This is a genomic window from Sphingomonas profundi (assembly GCF_009739515.1).
In the GTDB taxonomy this organism is placed as follows: Bacteria; Pseudomonadota; Alphaproteobacteria; order Sphingomonadales; family Sphingomonadaceae; genus Alterirhizorhabdus; species Alterirhizorhabdus profundi.
The window spans coordinates 3821166-3840777 of sequence record NZ_CP046535.1; the positions used below are offsets into that span (position 1 = coordinate 3821166).

The 19612-nt window shown below is 69.1% G+C and carries 16 protein-coding genes; 11 read left to right on the forward strand and 5 right to left on the reverse strand.

Annotation, left to right across the window (positions count from 1 at the left end; all coding sequences use genetic code 11):
* Window positions 1-8: 8 nt before the first annotated feature.
* The 3 genes from GNT64_RS18115 to GNT64_RS18125 are packed head-to-tail and all read left to right on the forward strand — an operon-like array spanning window position 9 to window position 4366.
* Window positions 9-1466: a carboxylesterase/lipase family protein gene (locus tag GNT64_RS18115; RefSeq protein ID WP_156680793.1), complete on the forward strand. Its 1458-nt coding sequence runs from the start codon at window positions 9-11 to the stop codon at window positions 1464-1466.
* Window positions 1466-2881, forward strand: coding sequence for an FAD-binding oxidoreductase (locus tag GNT64_RS18120; protein WP_197277086.1), 1416 nt, complete (start codon window positions 1466-1468; stop codon window positions 2879-2881). Before GNT64_RS18115 ends, GNT64_RS18120 begins: the two co-directional genes overlap by 1 nt.
* A 15-nt stretch (window positions 2882-2896) precedes the next feature.
* Window positions 2897-4366 carry an aldehyde dehydrogenase family protein gene (locus tag GNT64_RS18125; protein WP_156680795.1) on the forward strand — a complete coding sequence of 490 codons (1470 nt, stop codon included), beginning with the start codon at window positions 2897-2899 and terminating at the stop codon, window positions 4364-4366.
* Between the two features lie 45 nt (window positions 4367-4411).
* Here GNT64_RS18125 and GNT64_RS18130 read toward each other — a convergent pair whose 3' ends face one another.
* From GNT64_RS18130 to GNT64_RS18140, 3 genes are all read right to left on the reverse strand, one after another.
* Window positions 4412-5449, reverse strand: coding sequence for an aromatic ring-hydroxylating dioxygenase subunit alpha (locus GNT64_RS18130; protein ID WP_197277087.1), 1038 nt, complete (start codon window positions 5447-5449; stop codon window positions 4412-4414).
* Window positions 5450-5613: 164 nt separating this feature from the next.
* Complete coding sequence (locus GNT64_RS18135) at window positions 5614-6369, reverse strand: alpha/beta fold hydrolase (protein WP_231639087.1); 756 nt, start codon at window positions 6367-6369, stop codon at window positions 5614-5616.
* A gap of 167 nt (window positions 6370-6536) precedes the next feature.
* Window positions 6537-7403: a VOC family protein gene (locus tag GNT64_RS18140; RefSeq protein WP_197277088.1), complete on the reverse strand. Its 867-nt coding sequence runs from the start codon at window positions 7401-7403 to the stop codon at window positions 6537-6539.
* 126 nt (window positions 7404-7529) lie between these two features.
* On the opposite strand from GNT64_RS18140, the gene GNT64_RS18145 reads away from it, so the two are divergent.
* From GNT64_RS18145 to GNT64_RS18155, 3 genes are all read left to right on the forward strand, one after another.
* Window positions 7530-8375 (forward strand): fumarylacetoacetate hydrolase family protein, encoded by an 846-nt coding sequence (locus GNT64_RS18145; RefSeq protein WP_156680798.1) that lies wholly within the window; start codon window positions 7530-7532, stop codon window positions 8373-8375.
* A 41-nt stretch (window positions 8376-8416) separates the two neighbouring features.
* Window positions 8417-9502 (forward strand): aromatic ring-hydroxylating oxygenase subunit alpha, encoded by a 1086-nt coding sequence (locus GNT64_RS18150; RefSeq protein WP_156680799.1) that lies wholly within the window; start codon window positions 8417-8419, stop codon window positions 9500-9502.
* Window positions 9503-9720: 218 nt separating this feature from the next.
* Window positions 9721-10800, forward strand: coding sequence for a sodium:calcium antiporter (locus GNT64_RS18155; RefSeq protein WP_156680800.1), 1080 nt, complete (start codon window positions 9721-9723; stop codon window positions 10798-10800).
* Between the two features lie 132 nt (window positions 10801-10932).
* Here the strand turns inward: GNT64_RS18155 and GNT64_RS18160 are convergent, their stop codons facing one another.
* The gene (locus GNT64_RS18160; protein WP_156680801.1) at window positions 10933-12396 is read right to left on the reverse strand and encodes an aminotransferase class I/II-fold pyridoxal phosphate-dependent enzyme; all 1464 of its coding nucleotides are present in this window, start codon (window positions 12394-12396) and stop codon (window positions 10933-10935) included.
* Between the two features lie 130 nt (window positions 12397-12526).
* On the opposite strand from GNT64_RS18160, the gene GNT64_RS18165 reads away from it, so the two are divergent.
* The 3 genes from GNT64_RS18165 (at window position 12527) to GNT64_RS18175 (ending at window position 14989) form a co-directional block, all read left to right on the forward strand.
* Window positions 12527-13021: a hypothetical protein gene (locus GNT64_RS18165; protein ID WP_156680802.1), complete on the forward strand. Its 495-nt coding sequence runs from the start codon at window positions 12527-12529 to the stop codon at window positions 13019-13021.
* Between the two features lie 163 nt (window positions 13022-13184).
* Entirely contained in the window at window positions 13185-13778 is a 594-nt protein-coding gene (locus GNT64_RS18170) for an ANTAR domain-containing response regulator (protein ID WP_156680803.1), read from the forward strand.
* Window positions 13775-14989, forward strand: coding sequence for a CmpA/NrtA family ABC transporter substrate-binding protein (locus GNT64_RS18175; protein WP_156680804.1), 1215 nt, complete (start codon window positions 13775-13777; stop codon window positions 14987-14989). The genes GNT64_RS18170 and GNT64_RS18175 overlap by 4 nt, the downstream gene beginning before the upstream one ends.
* Before the next feature lie 265 nt (window positions 14990-15254).
* Here the strand turns inward: GNT64_RS18175 and GNT64_RS18180 are convergent, their stop codons facing one another.
* Window positions 15255-16943 (reverse strand): bifunctional protein-serine/threonine kinase/phosphatase, encoded by a 1689-nt coding sequence (locus tag GNT64_RS18180; protein WP_156680805.1) that lies wholly within the window; start codon window positions 16941-16943, stop codon window positions 15255-15257.
* 68 nt (window positions 16944-17011) lie between these two features.
* Here GNT64_RS18180 and GNT64_RS18185 point away from each other — a divergent pair, with 68 nt between their 5' ends.
* Both GNT64_RS18185 and GNT64_RS18190 read left to right on the forward strand, forming a co-directional pair.
* Window positions 17012-18220 carry a nitrate/nitrite transporter gene (locus GNT64_RS18185; RefSeq protein ID WP_156680806.1) on the forward strand — a complete coding sequence of 403 codons (1209 nt, stop codon included), beginning with the start codon at window positions 17012-17014 and terminating at the stop codon, window positions 18218-18220.
* A gap of 52 nt (window positions 18221-18272) precedes the next feature.
* Window positions 18273-19493: an alginate export family protein gene (locus tag GNT64_RS18190; protein WP_156680807.1), complete on the forward strand. Its 1221-nt coding sequence runs from the start codon at window positions 18273-18275 to the stop codon at window positions 19491-19493.
* Window positions 19494-19612 lie beyond the last annotated feature (119 nt).

The following is a 19612-nucleotide window of genomic DNA, read 5'->3' on the forward strand; positions in this document are numbered from 1 at the left end:
TCCGGGCGATGCGTGACGCGCCGATCGTGGAAACGGACCAGGGCCGCGTCGTCGGCGCGTCCGCCGCGCCCGAGTGCTGGGCCTATCTCGGCATCCCCTACGCCGCCCCTCCGGTGGGACCCGGGCGGTGGCGCCCGCCCGCGCCTGCGGCGGCGTGGACGGGCATCCGCGACGCGACCGCCTTCGGCCCCGATCCGATCCAGCCGCCGGGCCTGCGGCGCTCACGCGCGCCGGCGATGGACGAGGACTGCCTGTACCTGAACGTCTGGACGCCCAAGGAGCGTCGCACGGGCGGCTGGCCGGTTCTCGTCTGGTCGTGCGGCGGGGCCTTCACCTTCGGCAGTGGCGCCTTCGCCGAGGAGGATCCCGCCCGGCTTGCCGCGCGCGGCGCGGTGGTCGTCTCGTTCAACGTGCGGCTGGGCGTGTTCGGCTTCCTCGCGCATCCCGCGCTCAGCGCAGAGGCGGCGCACGGCACGTCGGGCAATTACGGCCTGATGGATCAGGGTGCGGCGTTCGGCTGGGTGCGACGGAACGTGGCCGGCTTCGGCGGCGATCCCGATCGCATCACCTTTTTCGGCGAATCCGCAGGCGCCACGATGGGGGCGCTGCTGCTTGCCTCGCCGCAGGTGGCGCGGCCCTACGAGCGGGCGATCCTGATGTCGCCGGGATCGTTCAGCGCCTTGCTGCCGCGCGAGGAGGCCGAGCGTCACGGCGCAGGGCTGGGCGCGACCGCCGCGGAGATCCGCGCCATCCCCGCCGAAGCGCTGGCCGAGCGCGCGCGGGGCCTCGCGCCCGTCTCGCCCAGCCTGTGGCTCGCCCGGCCGCTCCGCCCGATCGCCGACGGTTGGTTCCTGCCCGCGGGGACGCGGTTCGCCGCCGGGCGCTTCGCCGCAGTTCCCGCGATCATCGGCACGAACGAGGACGAGGGGCATTTCTTCGGCCCGCGCATGGCGATCCGCACCGTGGCGGAGTATGAGGCGTTCGTCGCCGCGATCTTCGGGCGCAACGCGGGCGCGGCGCTCGCTTGTTATCCGGTGGCGAACGACGCCGAGGTGCCGGCGATGTTCGCGGCGCTCTACGGCGACCGCGGCTTCACCTATCCGGTCGATGCGCTGGCGCGCGCCTTCGCCGCCGAAGCACCGGTCTTCCGCTACGTCTACGCCTACCGCCACGGCCGGAGCGATCGGCCGCCGACCCATTCGGAGCAGACCGGCGTGCTGCTCGACACCCTGCCGCACGAGCGGCCCGAGGATGCGACCATGGCCGATCTGATGGCGCGATACTGGCTGGCCTTTGCTGCGGGCGGCGATCCGAATGCGCCCGGCCTGCCATACTGGCCGCGCTATGCCACCGGCGCGGAAGATCATCTCCGGCTGGACGCGCCGCCGTCGCGCGGGTCGGCATGGCGGGCGGAGGCGGTGCGGTTCATCGCCACGCACGCGACGGATCAGGGAGGGGAGGCGTGATGATGCCACGGCGGGATGTGCTTGCCGGCGCGGGGGCGATGGCCGCATCGGTCGCAACGGGGATGCGCGTGGAGGCACGCACGCCCGATCGCCGGGCGATCGCGGCGCTGCGCGGCCGCCTGTCGGGCGCCCTGTTCCTCCCGGGAGACGCCGCCTACCCCACCGTCCGGCAGGGCAAGGGCACGACGCCGGTGGAGGATCGCCGCCCGGCGGTGATCGTGCAGCCGGATAGCCCTGCCGACGTCGCCCGCGCGCTGGAGTTCGCGCGCACGCAGCAGCTCGGCGTGGCGGTTCGTTCCGGCGGGCACGATCTGCTCGGCGCATCGACGCCGGACGGGGGAGTGCTGATCGATCTGGCACGGCTCGACCGGCTTGCGCTCGACCCCGCGGCCCGCACGCTCCACGCCGGCGGCGGAGCGCGAGCGGGCGCGCTGACCGCGGCCGGCGCGCCGTACGGGCTGGTCCCGACCCTTGGCATGAATCCGAATGTCGGCATCGGCGGGCTGACGCTCGGCGGGGGGGTGGGCTGGCTGAGCGGAACGTGTGGCGCGACCGTGGACAATCTCCTGTCGGTCGACCTTGTCACCGCCGACGGGAGACTGCTGCGTGCGGATGCGGATGAGCATCCGGACCTGTTCTGGGCGCTGCGCGGCGGCGGCGGCAACTTCGGCGTGGCCACCGGCTTCACCTACCGGCTGCACTCCGTGCCGCAGGTGCTGGCGGGCGATATCGGCTTCCGGGCCGATCCCGCGGCGCTCCTGCGCTTCCTGCGGGACTATCTGGCGCGAAGCCCCGACGCGCTGGAGATCGGCGTCCTGTTCACGCTGGGCAAGACCCCGATGGCGATCGTGCGGCTGTGCTGGTCCGGCGAGCTTGCGGCGGGGGAGAAGGCGCTCGCGCCGCTGCGCGCCTTTGCGCCCGCGGTGATCGACACGGTGAAGGCGCAGGGCTTCGCCGCTTTCGCGGGCGCCGCGCCGCGGTTCGACACGATGTTCCTGCGCGGCGGCGAGTTCGCGGGGCTGAGCGAGCCGGTGATCGAGACCTTCGCCGGGATCGTAGCCGCAGGGGGGCCGCAGGACTGCATGATCGGCGTGCTCCACTACATCCATGGCGCGCTATGCCGCGCGCCGGCGGAGGCGACGCCGTTTCTGCGCGCCGAGGGCAACATCCTCTACAACATCGTGGCGCCGTGGCAGGGACGTGAGGCCGTACCCGACAAGATGGCCTGGGCGATCTCCGCCTCCGAAGCGCTGCGTCCGGTGAACGCCGCGCGCATCTATCCCAACTATCTGAGCTACGACGGGGAGGATTATGTGCGGGCGGCGTTCGGGCCGCATTACGACCGGCTCCGCGCGGTGAAGCGCCGCTACGATCCCGCCAATGTCTTCCGCAACAACCGCAACATCCGGGCCTGATCCGAGGAGCATGCCGTGAAGCTGAACGAACAGGACGAGGCGACCGCCACAGCGGCGACGCTGCTGATCGACGGCGCGTGGCGCGAAGCGGCGTCGGGCCAGACCTTCGCCAGCCTGAACCCCGCCGACGAGCGGGTGATCGGGCATGTCAGCGCCGGCGACGCACGCGACGTGGACGCCGCCGTCGCTGCGGCGCGCGCTGCCTTCGAGGAACGGCGCTGGCTCAGCCTGCCGCCGCCGCAGCGGGCGCGCATCCTGCACGCCGTCGCCGACCGGATCGAGATGGAGCTGGACACGCTGGCCGAGAACGAGGTGCGCGAGAACGGGATGCCGCTGACGATGGCACGCGCCACCATCGGTGGCGGCGCGCAGGCTTTCCGCTACTTCGCGGGCTGGATCGGCAAGATCCACGGCCAGACGGGCGAGATGGCCCAAGGCGAGCAATATTTCGGCTACACGCTGAAGGAGCCGGTGGGCGTGGCGGCGCTGATCGTGCCGTGGAACGGGCCGTTCATGATGGCCTGCCACAAGCTTGCGCCCGCGCTCGCGGCCGGATGCACCACCGTGCTGAAGCCGGCCGAGGATACCTCGCTCAACACGCTCAACCTGGTTCGGATCGTCCTGGACGCGGGCGTGCCGGCGGGTGTGGTGAACCTCGTCACCGGGCTGGGATCGGTCGCCGGCGCCGCGCTGGTCGCGCACCCTGATGTCGACAAGGTGAGCTTCACCGGCTCGACCCCGGTCGGCCGCCAGATCGTGCAGGCGGCGGCCGGCAACTTCAAGCGGGTAACGCTGGAGCTGGGCGGCAAGTCGCCCGTCATCGTGCTGGACGACGCCGATCTGGCGCTCGCGGTGCCGGCGGTGCTCAACGGGATCATGGCCAATTCGGGCCAAGCCTGCGTGGCAGGCTCGCGCCTCTATGCGCAGCGCGGCATCTACGACCGGCTTATCGCGGCGGTGGCGGAGGCCGCCGGCAAGCTCGTGATCGGCGACGGGCTGAGCGCGGGCACGCAGATGGGGCCGGTCATATCGGCGAAGCAATTCGAGCGCGTCATGGGCTATATCGAGGGCGGCGTCGCTGAGGGCGCGGAGCTCGTCTCGGGCGGCAAGCGCCGAGGCGAGACCGGCTTCTTCATCGAGCCGACCATCTTCTCGCACGCGCCGCACGACGCGACAGTGATGCGCGAGGAGATTTTCGGCCCGGTACTCTCCGCCACGCCGTTCGACGATCTGGGCTGGGCGATCGCGCAGGCGAACGACACGCGCTACGGGCTGGCAGGCGCGGTTTATACGCGATCGCTGGAGAAGGCGCACACCGTGGCGCGGGCAGTGCGGGCGGGCAATCTCTGGATCAACTGCTACAGCGTGCAGGATTTCTCGCTGCCGTTTGGTGGGTACAAGGAATCCGGCTGGGGCCGCGAACGCGGAGCGATGGGGCTGGAAGCGTTCATGGAGAACAAGTCGGTCGTCGCGCGCCTCTACTAGCGGCCAGTGCGGCGTCCGGCAGGGCCGCGACGCCGCGTTATCCGATCAGCGCATTTCCTGCCGGATCAGGCGGTCCAGCACGCGCCGTGCGAGGATCGCGCCGCTGTCGTTCGACAGGACCAGCGGCTCCATCTCCCAGAAGCCGCGACCGCCCATGTTGGCCTGGACGTCTTCCAGCATCACGCCGTCCTCGCTCTCGAACACCTTGAGCGCGAGCTGGAGCATCTGCTTGCGTTCCGCCTCGCCATTTTCGAAGAAATAGTGGGTCGTTCTGGCGGTCTCCGGCGTCATGATGTGCACGCCGGCTTTCTTCTTCAGCGATGCGGGATCGCCCGCCAGCTGCACCTCGTTGCGGATGATCATCACGCCGGCAGGATACCAGCTCACCTCGAAGCGGGTGTGGACGTCGGCATGGTCACGCAAGGGCCGCTGCAGCACCATGCCCTTCCCCTCGAACGCCCACTCGATGGTCACGGCGTCCCCGTGCAGCCGCGCCTTCGCCGGCGAACCCGCGAGTTCGCCCGCGGTGCCAAGCGTTGCGTGGTGCAGGAAATCCGAGTGGCTGAGATCGAGGATGTTGTCGGAGGCGAGTTGGTAGTTGGCCGGCGTGAGCAGATAGCCGGGGGCGCGATCCGCGGGCGACGGCGTGTCGAGAAACGAGAGGTCCGGAATGCTCGCGGGATCGGCCGCCTCCGCGTCACCCGGCCAGATCCACAGTGCGCCGTGGCGCTCCACCAGCGGATAGCTGTGGACCCGCGCCCGCTCCGCGATGCGGCCGTCGCCGTGCGGGTTGAGCACGCACCGGCCGGCCATGTCGAAGCGCAGACCGTGATAGGGGCACTCCACCAGCCCGTCCTGAAACCGGCCGGCGCTGAGCGATGCGAAGCGATGGGGGCAGACATTGCCGATCGCGGCCGCCCTCTCCTCCTCGTCGCGCATCAGCAGGATCGGGCGATCGAGCAGGATGCGCTTCATGTGCGTGCCCGGCGGAAGTTCGCTGCCCCAGGCCGCGACATACCAGCAGTTGCGCAGGAACGCAGGCGCCGCACCGTTGGCGTGCTTGGCGGAAGGTTGGTCTTTCATGTCCATGGCCATCGACTCGTCCGGGATTAGGGATGCCCGCGTCTGCGGGGGTGGATAAGGATGTGCGATCAGTCCTTGGCAGGGCTGCAGCGACGCTCTCGCCGTCGCCGTCGCGGGTCATGATGCTCGGTCGCGGGATTGCTCTTCCGTTCGCGGTCTTGCGGTCATGCCGCCGCTTCTTCGATCAGCATCGCGGCCAGCTCATCCGGCCGATCGATCATCACCTCATGGCCGCAATCGATCGTCCGCGTCCGCCAGTCGGCGCGATCCACGAGCGCGGCGTGGATGTCGCCCGAGCGACGGCGGGCGCGCAGGGCGTGGATGTAGGTTCGTGGCAGCGTCGGACCGCCGGCATGCTGGAACGATAGTGGCTCCGTGCAGGTCGCGAGCGGCTGCGCGGTCGTCAGGCTGTCTACCCAGGCGCGGTCGTCCGCCTGCTCGATGCCGAAACCTTCGGCGGAAATCGGCGGCACGCGATAGCCGTCCCCCTGCGCCCGCGCCTGGGCGATGACGGCCGCACCATTGCCCATCAGATCGAGGAAGCTCTGCCCGTGCTCGGGAACCGCGGCGTCCAGATAGATGAGACGCCGAACCCGCTCCCGCGCCCGATCCGCCACGCCCGTGATGACCATGCCGCCATAGCTGTGCCCGCACAGGACCGCATCGGTGATCGATTCCCACCGCAGCACATTGACGATGTCGTTGATGTGGGTGGTCAGATCGATGCCGGGCGCGAGCAGGTGAGACCGCTCGCCGAGGCCGGTCAGCGTGGGAGTCCAGACGCGATGTCCATGCCCGCGCAGGATGTCGGCAACCCTGCTCCAGCACCAGCCACCATGGAAGCCGCCATGAACGAGGACGAAGTCAGCCACGGCGGCGATGCTCCACCGTGATCGCGACAGCGGCGGACGCTCGGGCATCCGGCACGTCGAACAGGCGGCATGCTGAAAGGATCGGCATCATCTCCCTTTCTTTCTAGATCACTTGGTCGACCGCGATCTTGGCGTTCATGGTCCCTTCGATGGTCCGCTGCACGCCGGTTGGCACCGTCGCCGGGTGAACGACGCCGACCTCTTGCCGGCCCCGGCTAGCTGCGCATCAGCGCCGCACCCCAGCTGTTCAACGTACGCTCCTCATGCACCCAGTTCTTGATCGGTCTGGCGGCCTCGAGCCGCTCCAGCTCCGCCGAGAATTCCAGCCAGTTCCCGTCCGGATCGTTCACGAAGAAGAACAGGTTGTTGCCGGGGCCATGCCGCCCCGGGCCCCAGCGCAACTGCACGTGGTGGCTTGCGAAGCGATCGGCCCAGTCACGGATATTCGACCACGCCTCGATGTCGAAACAGAGGTGGTCCATGCGCTTGGCCGGTGCGCGGAACAGGGCCAGGCTGTGATGCTCCGGTCCGCAGTTCAGGAACGCTGACGTCAGATCACCGCTCGCGTCGCGTACATAATCCGACGCGGCGAAACCGATCACATCGCAGTAGAAGCGAACCAGATCGACCGTCGCATCGCTCGCGAAGACGATGTGCTGCAAACGGGCGGCGCCTCGCTCCTCGCCTACGGCCGGCGAGGCCGCTGCATACGAACCGAACAGCAGCCGGTTGCCGTCCGGATCGCGGAGCGCGATCGCCGCGCCGAGCCTGTCATCGGCCGCAATCTCCTCGAACGGGATCGACGCGTTCGCCAATCGGCCTCGGAGCCGGCCGACGCCGTCCGCTTCGGAAAGGGCGAATGCGACATGGTCGATGGTGTTGGCACGCCCCTCGACGATGGAAAGCCAGCGGCCGTCCATCCACCCGATCCATCCGCCCTGGTTCCATCCGCCCGAATATCCCATCACCTCGACATAGAACGCCGCTAGCCGCGCGATATCGGGCGAGGTAAGCGCGACGCCTGCGACATGGGCGGACAGGATGGGAGTGGTCCGGCCCGGCAGATCCGCCGCGATCGACACGCCTTCTTCGACCCTCATTCCGCTCTCCCTCACCGCGAACCGCGGCGCTTGACACTATTCACTCTGCTAGCATAACTTATGGCTTGGATGCAATGGTGTGTTGGACACCGATGAGGAGGGGCAAGGGTGCGCTACGCGACAGTGCTTATAGAGGGTCAGGCGCGCTGGGGACGTGTCGTCGACGACAAGATCCTTCTGCTCGATGCGCTCCACCCGACGCTGAAGGCGGCGATCGCCGCGGGGGCGCTGGCATCCGGCGAACTCGATCGCGCGGCGGGCGAAGCGATCGACCTGTCCGCCGTGCGCTTCCTTCCGCCCATAACAGAGCCCGGCAAGATCCTGTGCATCGGCTTGAACTACGAAAATCACCGGCGGGAAACCGGCAGAGCGGAGGTGGCCCACCCGACCGTGTTCACCCGCTTTCCGGATTCGCAGGTCGGGCATGAGGCGGCGATCCTGCGCCCGCCGGAATCGATCAAGCTCGACTATGAGGGGGAGCTCGCGGTCGTGATCGGCAAAGGCGGGCGGCGGATCGCCGCCGTCGACGCGCTGGACCATATCGCCGGCTACAGCTGCTACAACGACGGCTCGGTGCGCGACTGGCAGGCGCACACGATACAGTTCACGCCGGGCAAGAATTTCCCGCAGACCGGCGCGTTCGGCCCCTGGCTGGTGACGCCAGATGAGTTCGGCCCGCCGGCCACGCAGACCTTGCAGACGCGGCTCAACGGTCAGGTGATGCAGCATGCGCGGCTGGCCGACATGATCTTTCCGATCGATCAGCTGATCGCATATTGCTCGACCTTCACGCCGATCGCTCCCGGCGACGTGATCGTGACCGGAACGCCCGGCGGCGTGGGGGCGAAGCGCGATCCGCAGGTTTTCATGAAACCCGGCGACACGGTCGAGATCGAGATCGACGGTATCGGCGTGCTGGCGAACGTCATCGCCGACGAACCCGCCGCCAACTGACACGGGCGACGCGCCGGCCCGAGCGCCAAGGAAGGACTCCGATGTTTCTCCGCAACTGCTGGTATGTTGCCGCCTGGGCCGGCGATCTGCCCGACGCGGGACTGCTCTCCCGCCGCATCCTCGACCAGCCGGTGTTGCTGTACCGCACGAGCACCGGCAGGCCCGCGGCCCTGCTGGATCGATGCCCCCATAGGCTGGTTCCGCTTTCCGCCGGCAAGCGCAGCGGCGATCTCGTGCGATGCGGCTATCACGGGATGACGTTCGGACCCGATGGCGCGTGCGTCCACATTCCCGGCCAGTCGACGATCCCGCCGGCGGCGGCGGCGACCGCCTTCCCCGTGATCGAGCGCTTCGGGCTGATCTGGATCTGGCTCGGAGAGGCTGCCGCCGACGCAGAGCTGATCCCCGAAGTACCCTGGCTCGATTCGCCGGGCTGGGCCGCCTCGCGCGGCTACACGCACGTGGCCGGTGACTATCGCCTGCTCTCCGACAACCTCCTGGATCTCAGCCACGAGAACTACATCCATCAGTCGACGATCGGGAACGAAGAGGAAGAGCCGATCGCCGACTACCCCGTCCGCGTGAGTCTGGACGACAAGGTCGTCCGGGCGCACCGCGACATGCCGGACATCGTGCCGCCCCCGTTCTTCCGCCTCCTTACCGGCAGCGACGCCCGGATCGATCGCTGGCAGACCGCCATCTGGACCGCGCCGGCGATCAACATGACCGATGTCGGCGCACGCCCCGCCGGTCGTCGGGACGGCGCGGCCCTGGTGTCCCGCATCCTCCATCTGCTCACGCCCGAAACCGGGTGCAGCACCCATTATTTCTGGGCCCATACGCGCAATTTCCGGCAGGACGACCACCAGCTGACCGATCAGATCATCGCCGCGCACTATCGGACGTTCGACGAAGACAAGGAGATGATCGAGCTTCAGCAGAAGGAGCTGGACGCGACCGGCTCGTCGGTGCCGAAATTCGCCCTGCGTGTGGACGACGCTCCGCTCCGGGCGCGTCGCCAGTTGACGGGCCTGATCCGGGAGGAGCGCGAAACCAACGGCTCCGTGCTTGCCAAGCGCCAGACACTTCTTCCCAGAGCGGAGACGCCGTCGTCCGTGAACGCCTGACGATCATCTCACTTGCCTGTGACGAACAGGCACGGAAGGCTCTCGCCTGCCGGGTCTTTCGATCGACGTGCCATTCTCCACCAGCCGGGCGTGAGCGGCGGTTGAACGCGCAATGCCGGCATGGCGGCCGCCCTGAAGGAGCGGGCGCACGCGTGAAGACCGCGCTTGAGTTTGACGCGTACAATCTGGAAAAAGGCACTCTCGATCGAGGGTGACGAATGTTCGATGAACTGAGCCTGCCCATCCTCCTTGCGATCTTCGCCGCCTGTGCGGGGGTGATCTGGGTCGCCGGCGTGAAACTCGCCGACACTACTGACATCCTGTCGTCCCGCCTGCATCTCGGCACGGCGCTCGGCGGCATCGTCGTGCTCGCCATCGCGACCAACCTGCCCGAGATCGCCATCACCGTCAGCGCGGCGGTGGCGGGTAATCTCGGGGTCGCGGTCGGCAACATCCTCGGCGGTATCGCCATCCAGACGCTGGTGCTGGCGGCGATGGACGTCGCCATGAAGGAGAAGGTGCCGCTGACCTACCGCGCCGCCAGCCTCACGCTCGTGATCGAGGCGGTGCTAGTGGTGGCGGTGCTGATCGTGTCGATCATGGCGACGCAGCTGCCCGGAACCCTGATCGCGGCGCGATTGACCCCCGGCGCGGTAATGATCGCCCTCCTGTGGCTGATCGGCCTGTGGCTTTCCAGCAGGGCGAGCAAGGGCCTGCCCTGGCACGACGCGAGCGGCACCGCGCCCGATGGACAGGAGGAGCCCAAGGGCCACTCGCAGACGAAGAAGGACGGCGCCTCCAGCACACGCGGCGAGAGCACGGTGCGTGTCGCGCTGATCTTCCTCGCCGCCGCCATCGCGACGCTGGCCGCCGGCGTGCTGCTTGAACTGAGCGGTGACGCCATCGCCGACCATATCGGCCTGAGTGGCGTCCTGTTCGGCGCCACCGTGCTGGCGGCCGCCACCTCGCTGCCGGAACTGTCGACCGGGATCACGTCGGTCAGGATGAAGGACTATCAGCTGGCGGTCAGCGACATCTTCGGCGGCAACGCCTTCCTGCCTGTGCTCTTCCTGCTCGCCGTGGTCATCTCCGGCAAGGCGGTGCTGCCTGACGCGAAGGCAAGCGACATCTATCTCGCCGGTCTCGGCGTGCTGCTGACCTGCGTCTATGCCGCCGGGCTGATCTTCCGGCCCAGGCGGCAGATCCTGCGGATGGGCATCGACTCCCTTGCCGTCCTTATCCTCTATGTGCTGGGCGCGGCCGGCCTGTTCGCGATCTCCAGTACGCACGGCGGCTGACGGGCGGAATACGGCCTCTCCCAATCGTCCGGCCCTAACCGAAACTGAACGATCACCGGAGCCCAGGAGCCGCGATCAGGCTGTGAGTGGCAGAGTTCGGCTCTATCAAGCCGTTTTGCGCCCGCCGCCGCTCTAGCTGGAAGCAACCACCCGCACGGTGCGTTCGGACGGGTCCATGGGGTCGAGAAAGAACGCGCCCGCCTGGCGCTGCGCGACGAGCCAGTCGACGTGCGCGATGGTGATCCGCTGGCCGGGAACGAGGCGTGGAACTCCAGGCGGAGCGGGCGCTATCGTCTCGGCTGCGATGCGCCCGGCGGCATCCTCGATCCGTATCGCTTCGGTCCGCCCGGCAAAGGCACTGCGCGAATCCATCGCCATGTCGATGTCCAGCGTGGCGAGGCCGGGAGCGGTTGGCGCGAGCGGCAGGTCCGTGGTCCCGGCCGCGAGCCCTGCGACCATATCCTCCAGCGCGCGGGTCAACGCCCGCACGTCGGCGCGGCGGGTGCCGAGCGAGACCACCAGCAGCAGATGCCGCGCGTCCGACAGGCCGACGCTGACCCGATGCTTCGCCACCAGCCAGTCGTCGATCGCATAGCCCGACACGCCGAGTGCCGACACGTCGACCAGTATCTTGCTTGCGTCCAGCTCCGCGCCCGTCGGCACGTCACCTGCGTCGAATATGCGCAGGCCGTCGATCGCCGCGAGCCGGCGGCGCAGGTCGGCGGCGATATCGAGCACGTCCGCCCACAGTCGCTCACCGCCGAGCGCGTGGTCCCGCCGCGTGGCGTCCAGCGTGGCGAGGATCGGCACCGATGGGCTGGTCGTCTCGAACAACTCGTAAGACAGCGCCAGCCGCTGGAGATCGAGCACGCCTTTCCTGGCCAGGATCGCCGATCCTTGGGCGAGCGCTCCCATCGTCTTGTGCAGGCTGTAGACCGCCACGTCGGCACCCTTGGTCAGCGGGTCAGCCGGCAGTCGTTCCGAGAAGAAGAACGCGCCGCCCCAGGCGGCGTCGCAGATCAGCGGGATGTCGCGCTCGTGGCACAGGTCGGCCAGCGCCGCGATGTCGCTCGTCACGCCGAAGTAGGTCGGGCTCACTAGCAGGAAGGCCTTGGCGTCCGGATGGTCGGCAAGCGCGCGGGCAAGCGCCTCCGGGCGGACGCCATGCTCGACGTCCCACGCCGCGTCGATCGCGACCGGCACGATGCCGACGTTCAGCCCGCCCACCAGCGCATATGCCCGCTCCGCCTTGTGCGCGTTGGCGGCGAACAGCACCGTATCGCCCGGCCCGGCGACCGCCGCCAGGACGGTATGCAGGCTCTGCGTCGATCCGCCCGTGACGAAGCGGCAGAAGTCCGCGTTCCACGCCTCCGCCGCGATTTCATGCGCCCGCTGCAGCACGTGCGCGCCTTCGGTGCGGTCATCGAGACCCTTCGGCGTCAGTACGTCGGCACGGAACACGCGTTTGCCGAGCAGCGCGCGCGTCCCGCCCGGTATCGCCGCCCCCTGGTGATGCGCCGGCGCACCGAACCCGATCGGCGGACGCCGCTCCATCGCGGCCAGCGCGTCGAGGATCGGGGCTTCGTTCTGGTCCATGCGAATCAAGCGGGTGGCGCGTGCGATCGTTCCCGTGTCTAGCGGCCGACCCATCCGATCCGCGTCTGCGCCGGTCGACGTGTCTCGAGGCGCTGCAAGGCCTCTTCTCGTTCGGTCCGGACGATGGCATGTGCCGCCGGTGCCCCGCCGCATTCCCCAGCTCGCGCACGATCATGCTCCGGCCGGCACCGCGATCGTGCGCGTGGAGCGGATGTCGCCGGCCTTCATCAAATATCATCTCGACGATGGCCGCGCGCTGCATCGGTTCGTCCGGCCCGAACCCCACGCCCATCCGCACGACCACCCCTGGTCGTTCGAGACCACCATCCTGTCGGGCGGCTATATCGAGGAGGTGTTCACGTTCAACGCCGACGGCGGCTGGCAGAGCGCGTTCGTCGAACGGCAGCCGGGCTCGCGTCACCGGATCGAGGCCAGCCATATCCACCGCATCGTGGCCCTGCCGCAGGAGGAGTGCTGGACGATCGTTCGGGCCGGTCCGCATGAACGGAAAACCCTGTTCTGGCGCTTCGGCGACACGGTGCAGCGCCGCGCCTGGAACGTGAGGCGATGGAGCATCTGTCGGCGCCCTCCACGGCAGCATGCGACGGCGAGTGTCCGTCCCTGACTTTCCGGCAAAGGGACTGCCGGGTGACGCGGCGTCGTTCAGACCCGAGCCGTTTCAGGCTCCTATGCCCGTCGGCGCCATCGCGGCCTCTGGAGAAAGCGGGCGTGTTGACGCGCCAAGCGGTTTACCTCACGATCTCGCAATCGCAGCATGAGGATGCCGATTGCGGATCGTGATCGTCGACGACAGCGAATTGCGGGCCACGATCCTGGAGGACGGGCTGCGTGAAGCCGGTTACGGCGACATCAGCGTCGTGGCGCCGCAGGGCGGCTTCGTCGTCCGGCTGGAGCGGATGGCGCCCGACGTGGTGTTCATCAACCTCGGCAACCCCAGCCGCGACACGCTGGAGGAGATGCTCACCGTCAGCCGCGCTTTGGCGCGGCCGATCGCGATGTTCGTCGATCAATCGGACGAGGCGATGATCGGCGCCGCGATCGATGCCGGCGTGTCCGCTTATGTCGTCGACGGGCTGCGCAAGGAGCGGGTGCGCCCGGTGATGGAGCTGGCGATCCGCCGCTTCAACGCCTTCGCCAAGCTGCGCCATGAGCTGGACGAGGCACGCTCCGCCCTCGCCGAGCGCAAGACGCTGGACCGGGCGAAGGCGATCCTGATGACGTCGCGCGGCCTGTCCGAACCCGACGCCTATGCGATGCTGCGTTCCGCCGCGATGAACCAGGGACGCAAGCTGGTGGACGTGGCCGACGCCGTGATCTCGGCAAGCGCGCTGCTGGCGCCGCCCACCGGAGGATCGACGTGACGCCGCTCTCCATCGCCTTCCTGCCGCTGACCGACAGCGCGGTGATCGTCGCCGCGAAGGAGCGAGGATTCGCCGCTGCTGAAGGGATCGATCTCGCGCTCGTGCGCAACACGTCATGGGCCACAGTGCGGGATCGTCTGGTGTTCGGGCAGGTGCAGGCGGCGCACATGCTGGCGCCGCTGGCGGTAGCGGTGACGCTCGGCCTCAGCCAGCATCAGGCGGCGATCGCGGCCCCGTTCAAGCTGAGCGTGAACGGCAACGCGCTGACCCTCGCGGCCGATCTGGCCGCCGCGCTGGATCCCACACCCGCCAACCGCATCGCCGACCCGGTGGCCACGGCGCACGATCTGGCGGCGGCGATCGGGCTGCATCGCCGCAAGCCGGTGATCGGCATCGTCCACCGCTTCTCCAGCCACGCGCTGATGCTGCGCTACTGGCTGGGCTTCGCCGGGATCGATCCGGACCGTGACCTCACGCTGCGCACGTTGCCGCCCTCGCTGATGGTGGAGGCGCTGCGCAGCGGCGAGATCGACGGCTTCACCGCCGGGGAGCCGTGGGGCAGCGTGGCCGTGGCGGCGGGGCTGGGGCAGATGGTGTCGGTCGGCGCGAACATCTGGCAGCGCGGCGTGGAGAAGGTGCTGGGGCTGCGGGCCGACTGGTGCGACGCCAATCCCGATATCGTCGATCGGCTGCTGCGCGCGCTGGCCGCGTCCGCTGCCTGGTGCGAGGATCCGGCCAACCATGCGGCGCTGGCGGCGATGCTGGCGGACGACCGCTATGTCGGCCAGCCGGCCGAGATGATCCTGCCGGCGCTCACCGGGCGTCTGGTTCTGAGCCCCGGCGCGCCGCCCACCGCGGCCGCCGATTTCCTGCTGTTCCACCGCGAGGCGGCGAACTTTCCGTGGCGCAGCCAGGGTCTGTGGATCTATTCCCAGTTCGTCCGCTGGAAGATGATCGAGGCGGGCGCGGCCGCTGAAGGGGCCGCCGCCGAAGTCTTTCGATCCGACATCTACCGCCGCGCACTGGCCGGCACGGGCGCGGCGATGCCAGGCGCCAGTTCAAAGGTGGAAGGCGCGCTCGCCGCGCCGCAAGGCGTTGGATCGCGCGAGGGCGGGCTGACACTGGGTGCCGATCGCTTCTTCGACGGCCGCATGTTCGATCCGCAGGCGATCGCCGACTATGTCGCCGGCTTCGCCCCGGCGGCGGAGTAGATATTTTGCACTTGCGAACAAGATCGGGATAGGACAGACAACAGCGTCCGCGAAGATCGCGGACGAATATCGCTGGTGATTCCATCGGAGGAACCGCCGGCGCCAAATACAGCAAAGCCGCTGTCCGGTCGTCGCTACCACGCGATGGACTGGAACGCGGCTTTTTTCGTGTCTGCGCGCCGCGCGGGCCGGGGGAACCATGATGTCTTGGGGCTGCGATAAGGGATGGGAGACGTGTGCGCCCGGCGTTGAGCCGCTTCGTCCGTCAGGCCGCGCGCACCAGCGTGACGAGCAGGGCGATCGCCAGGGTCAGCGCCACGCCTTGCCAGAAACGCACCGGATGCCGCTCGATCAGGGGCGCGGCGCGGCGCACCGGCGCGGCGCGGGTGCTGCCCTGTTCGAGGCCGTGGATCAGCTCATCGACGTCGCCGAACCGATCCTTCGGCACCCTGGCGACGGCGCGCAGGATGGCGGCATCGAGCCAGGCCGGCAGATCGGGCCGAAAGCGGCTGGGTGGCGCCGGTTCACCGAATCTCGGCCGGCTGAACGCCTCCACCTCGCCGTACGGATAGCGCCCGGTGAACAGGCGGTAGAGCGTGACGCCCAGCGCATACTGATCGGTCGCCGCGTCCCCGACGGCGCCGTCGAACATCTCGGGCGCCATGTAGCTGGGCGTGCCGGGCCGTTCGGCCTCGGCGAAATCCTCGACGCGCGGCAGGCGGGCGACGCCGAGATCGATCAGCCGGCAGCCCGCGTCCGCGCCGACGATGACATTGTCCGGCTTGATGTCGCGGTGGACCAGACCCAGCCGGTGCAGCGCCGCCACGCCGCGCGCGATCTGGATGGCGATCGCGGTGCCGGCGGCGATGCCGATCGGGCTGCGCACCAGCCGCTGCTCCAGCGTCTCGCCGGGGTAGTAGGGCATGGCGATGTAGAGCCGGCTCTGCCGTTCAGCGGGCACCGCGATCGTGCGACCGACGAACGGGCTATCGATCCGCCGGCCGATGAAGCTCTCGCGCAGGAAGGCGGCGCGCGCGCCATGTTCGGACAGCAGGGCCGGCTTGGGGAACTTCATGACGATGGTGTCCGCCCCGTCCTGCGCCACGAACAGGCGGGTGTAGCGGCCGTCGGCCAGCAGGCGATCCAGCCGGTAGCCGTCGATATTGTCGCCGGCGGCGGGCGGCGGCAGGATCGGCAGACGCTCGGCCTCCGCGCCGATGATGTCGTGGTCGATCGCGGTGACGGCCACCACGTCGATCACGATCGCGGTGGCATTGTCGCGCGTGCCGGCAGCGCCCGCCGCGGCGACGATCGCGGCGGCATCGGCCCCGGCGCTCTGCCGCGCCGCCAGCAGCCGGCCGAGCGCGCGATCGTTCAGCACGCCGTGCACGCCGTCGCTCGCCAGCAGCAGGCGGTCGTGCGGCTCGATCGGATGACTGCGCACGTCCAGCCGCACGTCGCGCTCGATGCCGATCGCGCGGTAGAGGACATGGGCGAGATCGGGCTGCGGCAGCACATGATCCTCGGTCAGCCGGGTCAGCACGCCATCGCGGAAATGCCAGCAGCGGCTGTCGCCGACATGCGCCACCACCGCCTCCCGCCCGCGCAGGATGGCGGCGGTGAAGGTGGTGGCGGCGCCGCGCATCTGCGGATCGATTCGGCCGCGCTCGTGCAGCCAGCGATTATAGCCGCGCGCGGCGCGCGACGCTCCGGCGGCAATGCCGATCACCGGGTTCTGCGCACGATAGCCTTCGACGAACTCGCGCACGGCCAGCTCCGCTGCCACGCGGCCGGCCATAGCCCCGCCGACGCCGTCCGCCACCGCCGCGACGACGCCCTGCAGCGCGCGCTCCGTCTCGGTGCCGAGATGGACGCCGCCGAAATCCTGGTTGTCGGGCCGCGGCCCGCATGCGGTGGCGAAGCCGGCCGCGATCTCAAGCCTGCCGTCGCCCATCGCCGTCCTTCCGCTCGCGTCCGTTGTGCGCGGGCCGTCCATGTCGTCAAGTCGTCGGGGGAAAGAGCATGAACAAGAGTTTCTGGAACGCCGGCCACAGGCCCACGCTGATCGCCGCCTTCCTCTACTTCGATCTCGCCTTCATGGTGTGGGTGCTGCTCGGCCCGCTCGCGCCCGACATCGCCAAGGCGCTGGACCTGACGGCGGCGCAGAAGGGCCTGATGGTGGCGACGCCGACCCTGGCCGGCGCGATCCTGCGCGTGGTCAACGGCCTGCTGGTCGATCGCATCGGGCCGAAGCGTTCGGGCGCGATCAGCCAGCTGATCGTGATCTTCGGCCTGCTCTCCGCCTATGTGCTGGGAGTGGACAGCTTCGGCGGCACCCTGGTGCTGGGCGTGATCCTGGGCTTCGCCGGGGCGAGCTTCGCCATCGCCCTGCCGCTCGCCAGCCGCTGGTATTCGGGCGAGCATCAGGGAAAGGCGATGGGCATCGCCGGCATGGGCAATTCGGGCACCGTCTTCGCCTCCCTGTTCGCGCCGACCCTGGCCAAGCTGTTCGGCTGGAACGCCGTGCTGGGCCTGGCCGTGATCCCGCTGACGATCGTGTTCCTGATCTACATGGCGATGGCCAAGGATGCGCCCGGGGCGCCGCCGGTGAAGACGTTCGGCGCCTATCTGGAGCCGCTGCGGCAGGCGGACGCCTGGTGGTTCATGCTGTTCTACGCCGTCACCTTCGGCGGGTTCGTCGGGCTGGCGGCGTCGCTCTCGATCTACTTCACCGATCAGTTCGGCCTGACGGCGATCACGGCCGGCTACTGCACCGCCGCCTGCGTGTTCGCCGGATCGCTGGTGCGGCCGATGGGCGGGGCGCTGGCCGATCGTATCGGCGGCATCAAGACGCTCTCGATCGTCTATGTCGTCGCCGCCGCCGCGCTGGTGGGGGTGAGCACCGAGCCGAGCCACCTGGCGGCGGCGCTCGGCCTGTTCGTCGTCGCGATGCTGGCGCTGGGGACCGGCAACGGGGCGGTGTTCCAGCTGGTGCCGCAGCGCTTCCGCGCCGAGATCGGCGTGATGACCGGGCTGGTCGGCTTCGCCGGCGGGATCGGCGGCTTCTATCTCGCCTCCTCGCTCGGCTTCGCCAAGCAGATCACCGGCGTGTACCAGTCGGGCTTCCTCATCTTCGCCGGCTTCGCGCTGCTGGCGCTGGTGGGCCTCACCGCCGTGAAGCGCCGCTGGCGCACGACGTGGGGCGCCGCGATCCAGGGCGTGCGCATCTGAACCGACGTGTCGCCCTCCCGCCAAGGCGGGAGGGCCTGAGGGGGACGTGAAGATGAGATCGCGATATCTGCTGCCGGCGGCCGCCATGGTCGCCGCCGGGCCCGCATGCGCGCAAGGGATCACGCTGAAGCCGCTGGTCGACGCCCGCCTGCGCTACGAGACCGTGGATCAGGACGGCCTGGTGCGGAATGCCGATGCGCTCACCCTGCGCGTGCGCGGCGGCCTCTCCGCCGCCACCGGCCACTGGTCCGCCATCGTCGAGGGTCAGGGCACGCTGGGCATCGTCAACGACTATAATGATGGCCTGCACGGACCGGCCGACCGGCCGATCGTCGCCGATCCGCAGGATATCGCGCTGTACCGTGCGCAGATCCAGTACAAGTCGAAGGCGCTCACCGTCACGGCCGGGCGGCAGCGGATCGCGCTGGACGACGAGCGCTTCGTCGGCATCGTCAACTTCCGCCAGAACGGCCAGACCTACGATGCGGTGCGGGTGGAGCTGACGCCGCTCGCGAAGCTGAAGGCGGATGTCAGCTACGCGTGGAGCGTCCGGTCGATCTGGGGGATCGACGGGGCGGGCACGCGCCAGCAGGCGATCTCCGGCGACAATGTGCTGGCCAATCTCAGCTACCAGATGCCGGTCGGCACGCTGACGGGCTTCGCCTATCTGGTGGAACAGGACGAGGCGCCGGTCTTCGCCTTCCGCCAGTCGAGCCAGACCTACGGCGTGCGTTTCGCCGGCGCGCGGCCGCTGTCGAAGACGGTGAAGCTCTCCTACCAGGCCAGCTATGCGCGGCAAACGGACTATCACCGCAACCCGAACGACTACCGCGCGGACTATTATCTGATCGACGGCGCGCTCGATATCGCCGCGCTGCGGCTGAACGCCGGCTACGAGGTGCTGGGCGCGGCGGACGGGCGATCGGGCGGCGTGGCGCTCACCAGCTTCCAGACGCCGCTCGCCACCCTGTTCAAGTTCCAGGGCTGGGCAGACAAGTTCCTGACGACGCCGGCCAACGGCGTGCGCGATCTCTACGGCGGGGCCACCTACGGCTTCAGGAAGGTCGGGCCGATCGACCTGCTGTCGTTCCAGGGCGTCTACCACCGCTTCGACAGCGACAGGCTGGACCAGCATTATGGCACCGAGATCGACCTGCTGGCGAGCGCGAAGCTCGGCCGGTACGTCGTGTCGGCGCGCTATGCGGACTATCGGGCGAGGCGCTTCGCGACCGACACGAAGAAGGTCTGGCTGACGTTGGATTATGCGCTGTGACGGCCATGCTGCGCTGCGATAATCGATTGCCGGCGTCTCTGGATTGCGGCATGGTCTCCGCCGATGCACGCGACGCTGCGCGCATCGAACCACGCCGCGCCGCTTCACCGCCGAAGCAG

What these genes read in the sequence shown, in the direction of transcription:
- GNT64_RS18115 (WP_156680793.1), top strand. Translation starts at nt 9, where the DNA reads ATGCGTGACGCGCCGATCGTGGAAACGGACCAGGGCCGCGTCGTCGGC.
- GNT64_RS18120 (WP_197277086.1), top strand. Translation starts at nt 1,466, where the DNA reads ATGATGCCACGGCGGGATGTGCTTGCCGGCGCGGGGGCGATGGCCGCA.
- GNT64_RS18130 (WP_197277087.1), bottom strand. Translation starts at nt 5,449, where the DNA reads ATGAAAGACCAACCTTCCGCCAAGCACGCCAACGGTGCGGCGCCTGCG.
- GNT64_RS18135 (WP_231639087.1), bottom strand. Translation starts at nt 6,369, where the DNA reads ATGCCCGAGCGTCCGCCGCTGTCGCGATCACGGTGGAGCATCGCCGCC.
- GNT64_RS18150 (WP_156680799.1), top strand. Translation starts at nt 8,417, where the DNA reads ATGTTTCTCCGCAACTGCTGGTATGTTGCCGCCTGGGCCGGCGATCTG.
- GNT64_RS18155 (WP_156680800.1), top strand. Translation starts at nt 9,721, where the DNA reads ATGTTCGATGAACTGAGCCTGCCCATCCTCCTTGCGATCTTCGCCGCC.
- GNT64_RS18160 (WP_156680801.1), bottom strand. Translation starts at nt 12,396, where the DNA reads ATGGACCAGAACGAAGCCCCGATCCTCGACGCGCTGGCCGCGATGGAG.
- GNT64_RS18180 (WP_156680805.1), bottom strand. Translation starts at nt 16,943, where the DNA reads ATGGGCGACGGCAGGCTTGAGATCGCGGCCGGCTTCGCCACCGCATGC.
- GNT64_RS18185 (WP_156680806.1), top strand. Translation starts at nt 17,012, where the DNA reads ATGAACAAGAGTTTCTGGAACGCCGGCCACAGGCCCACGCTGATCGCC.
- GNT64_RS18190 (WP_156680807.1), top strand. Translation starts at nt 18,273, where the DNA reads ATGAGATCGCGATATCTGCTGCCGGCGGCCGCCATGGTCGCCGCCGGG.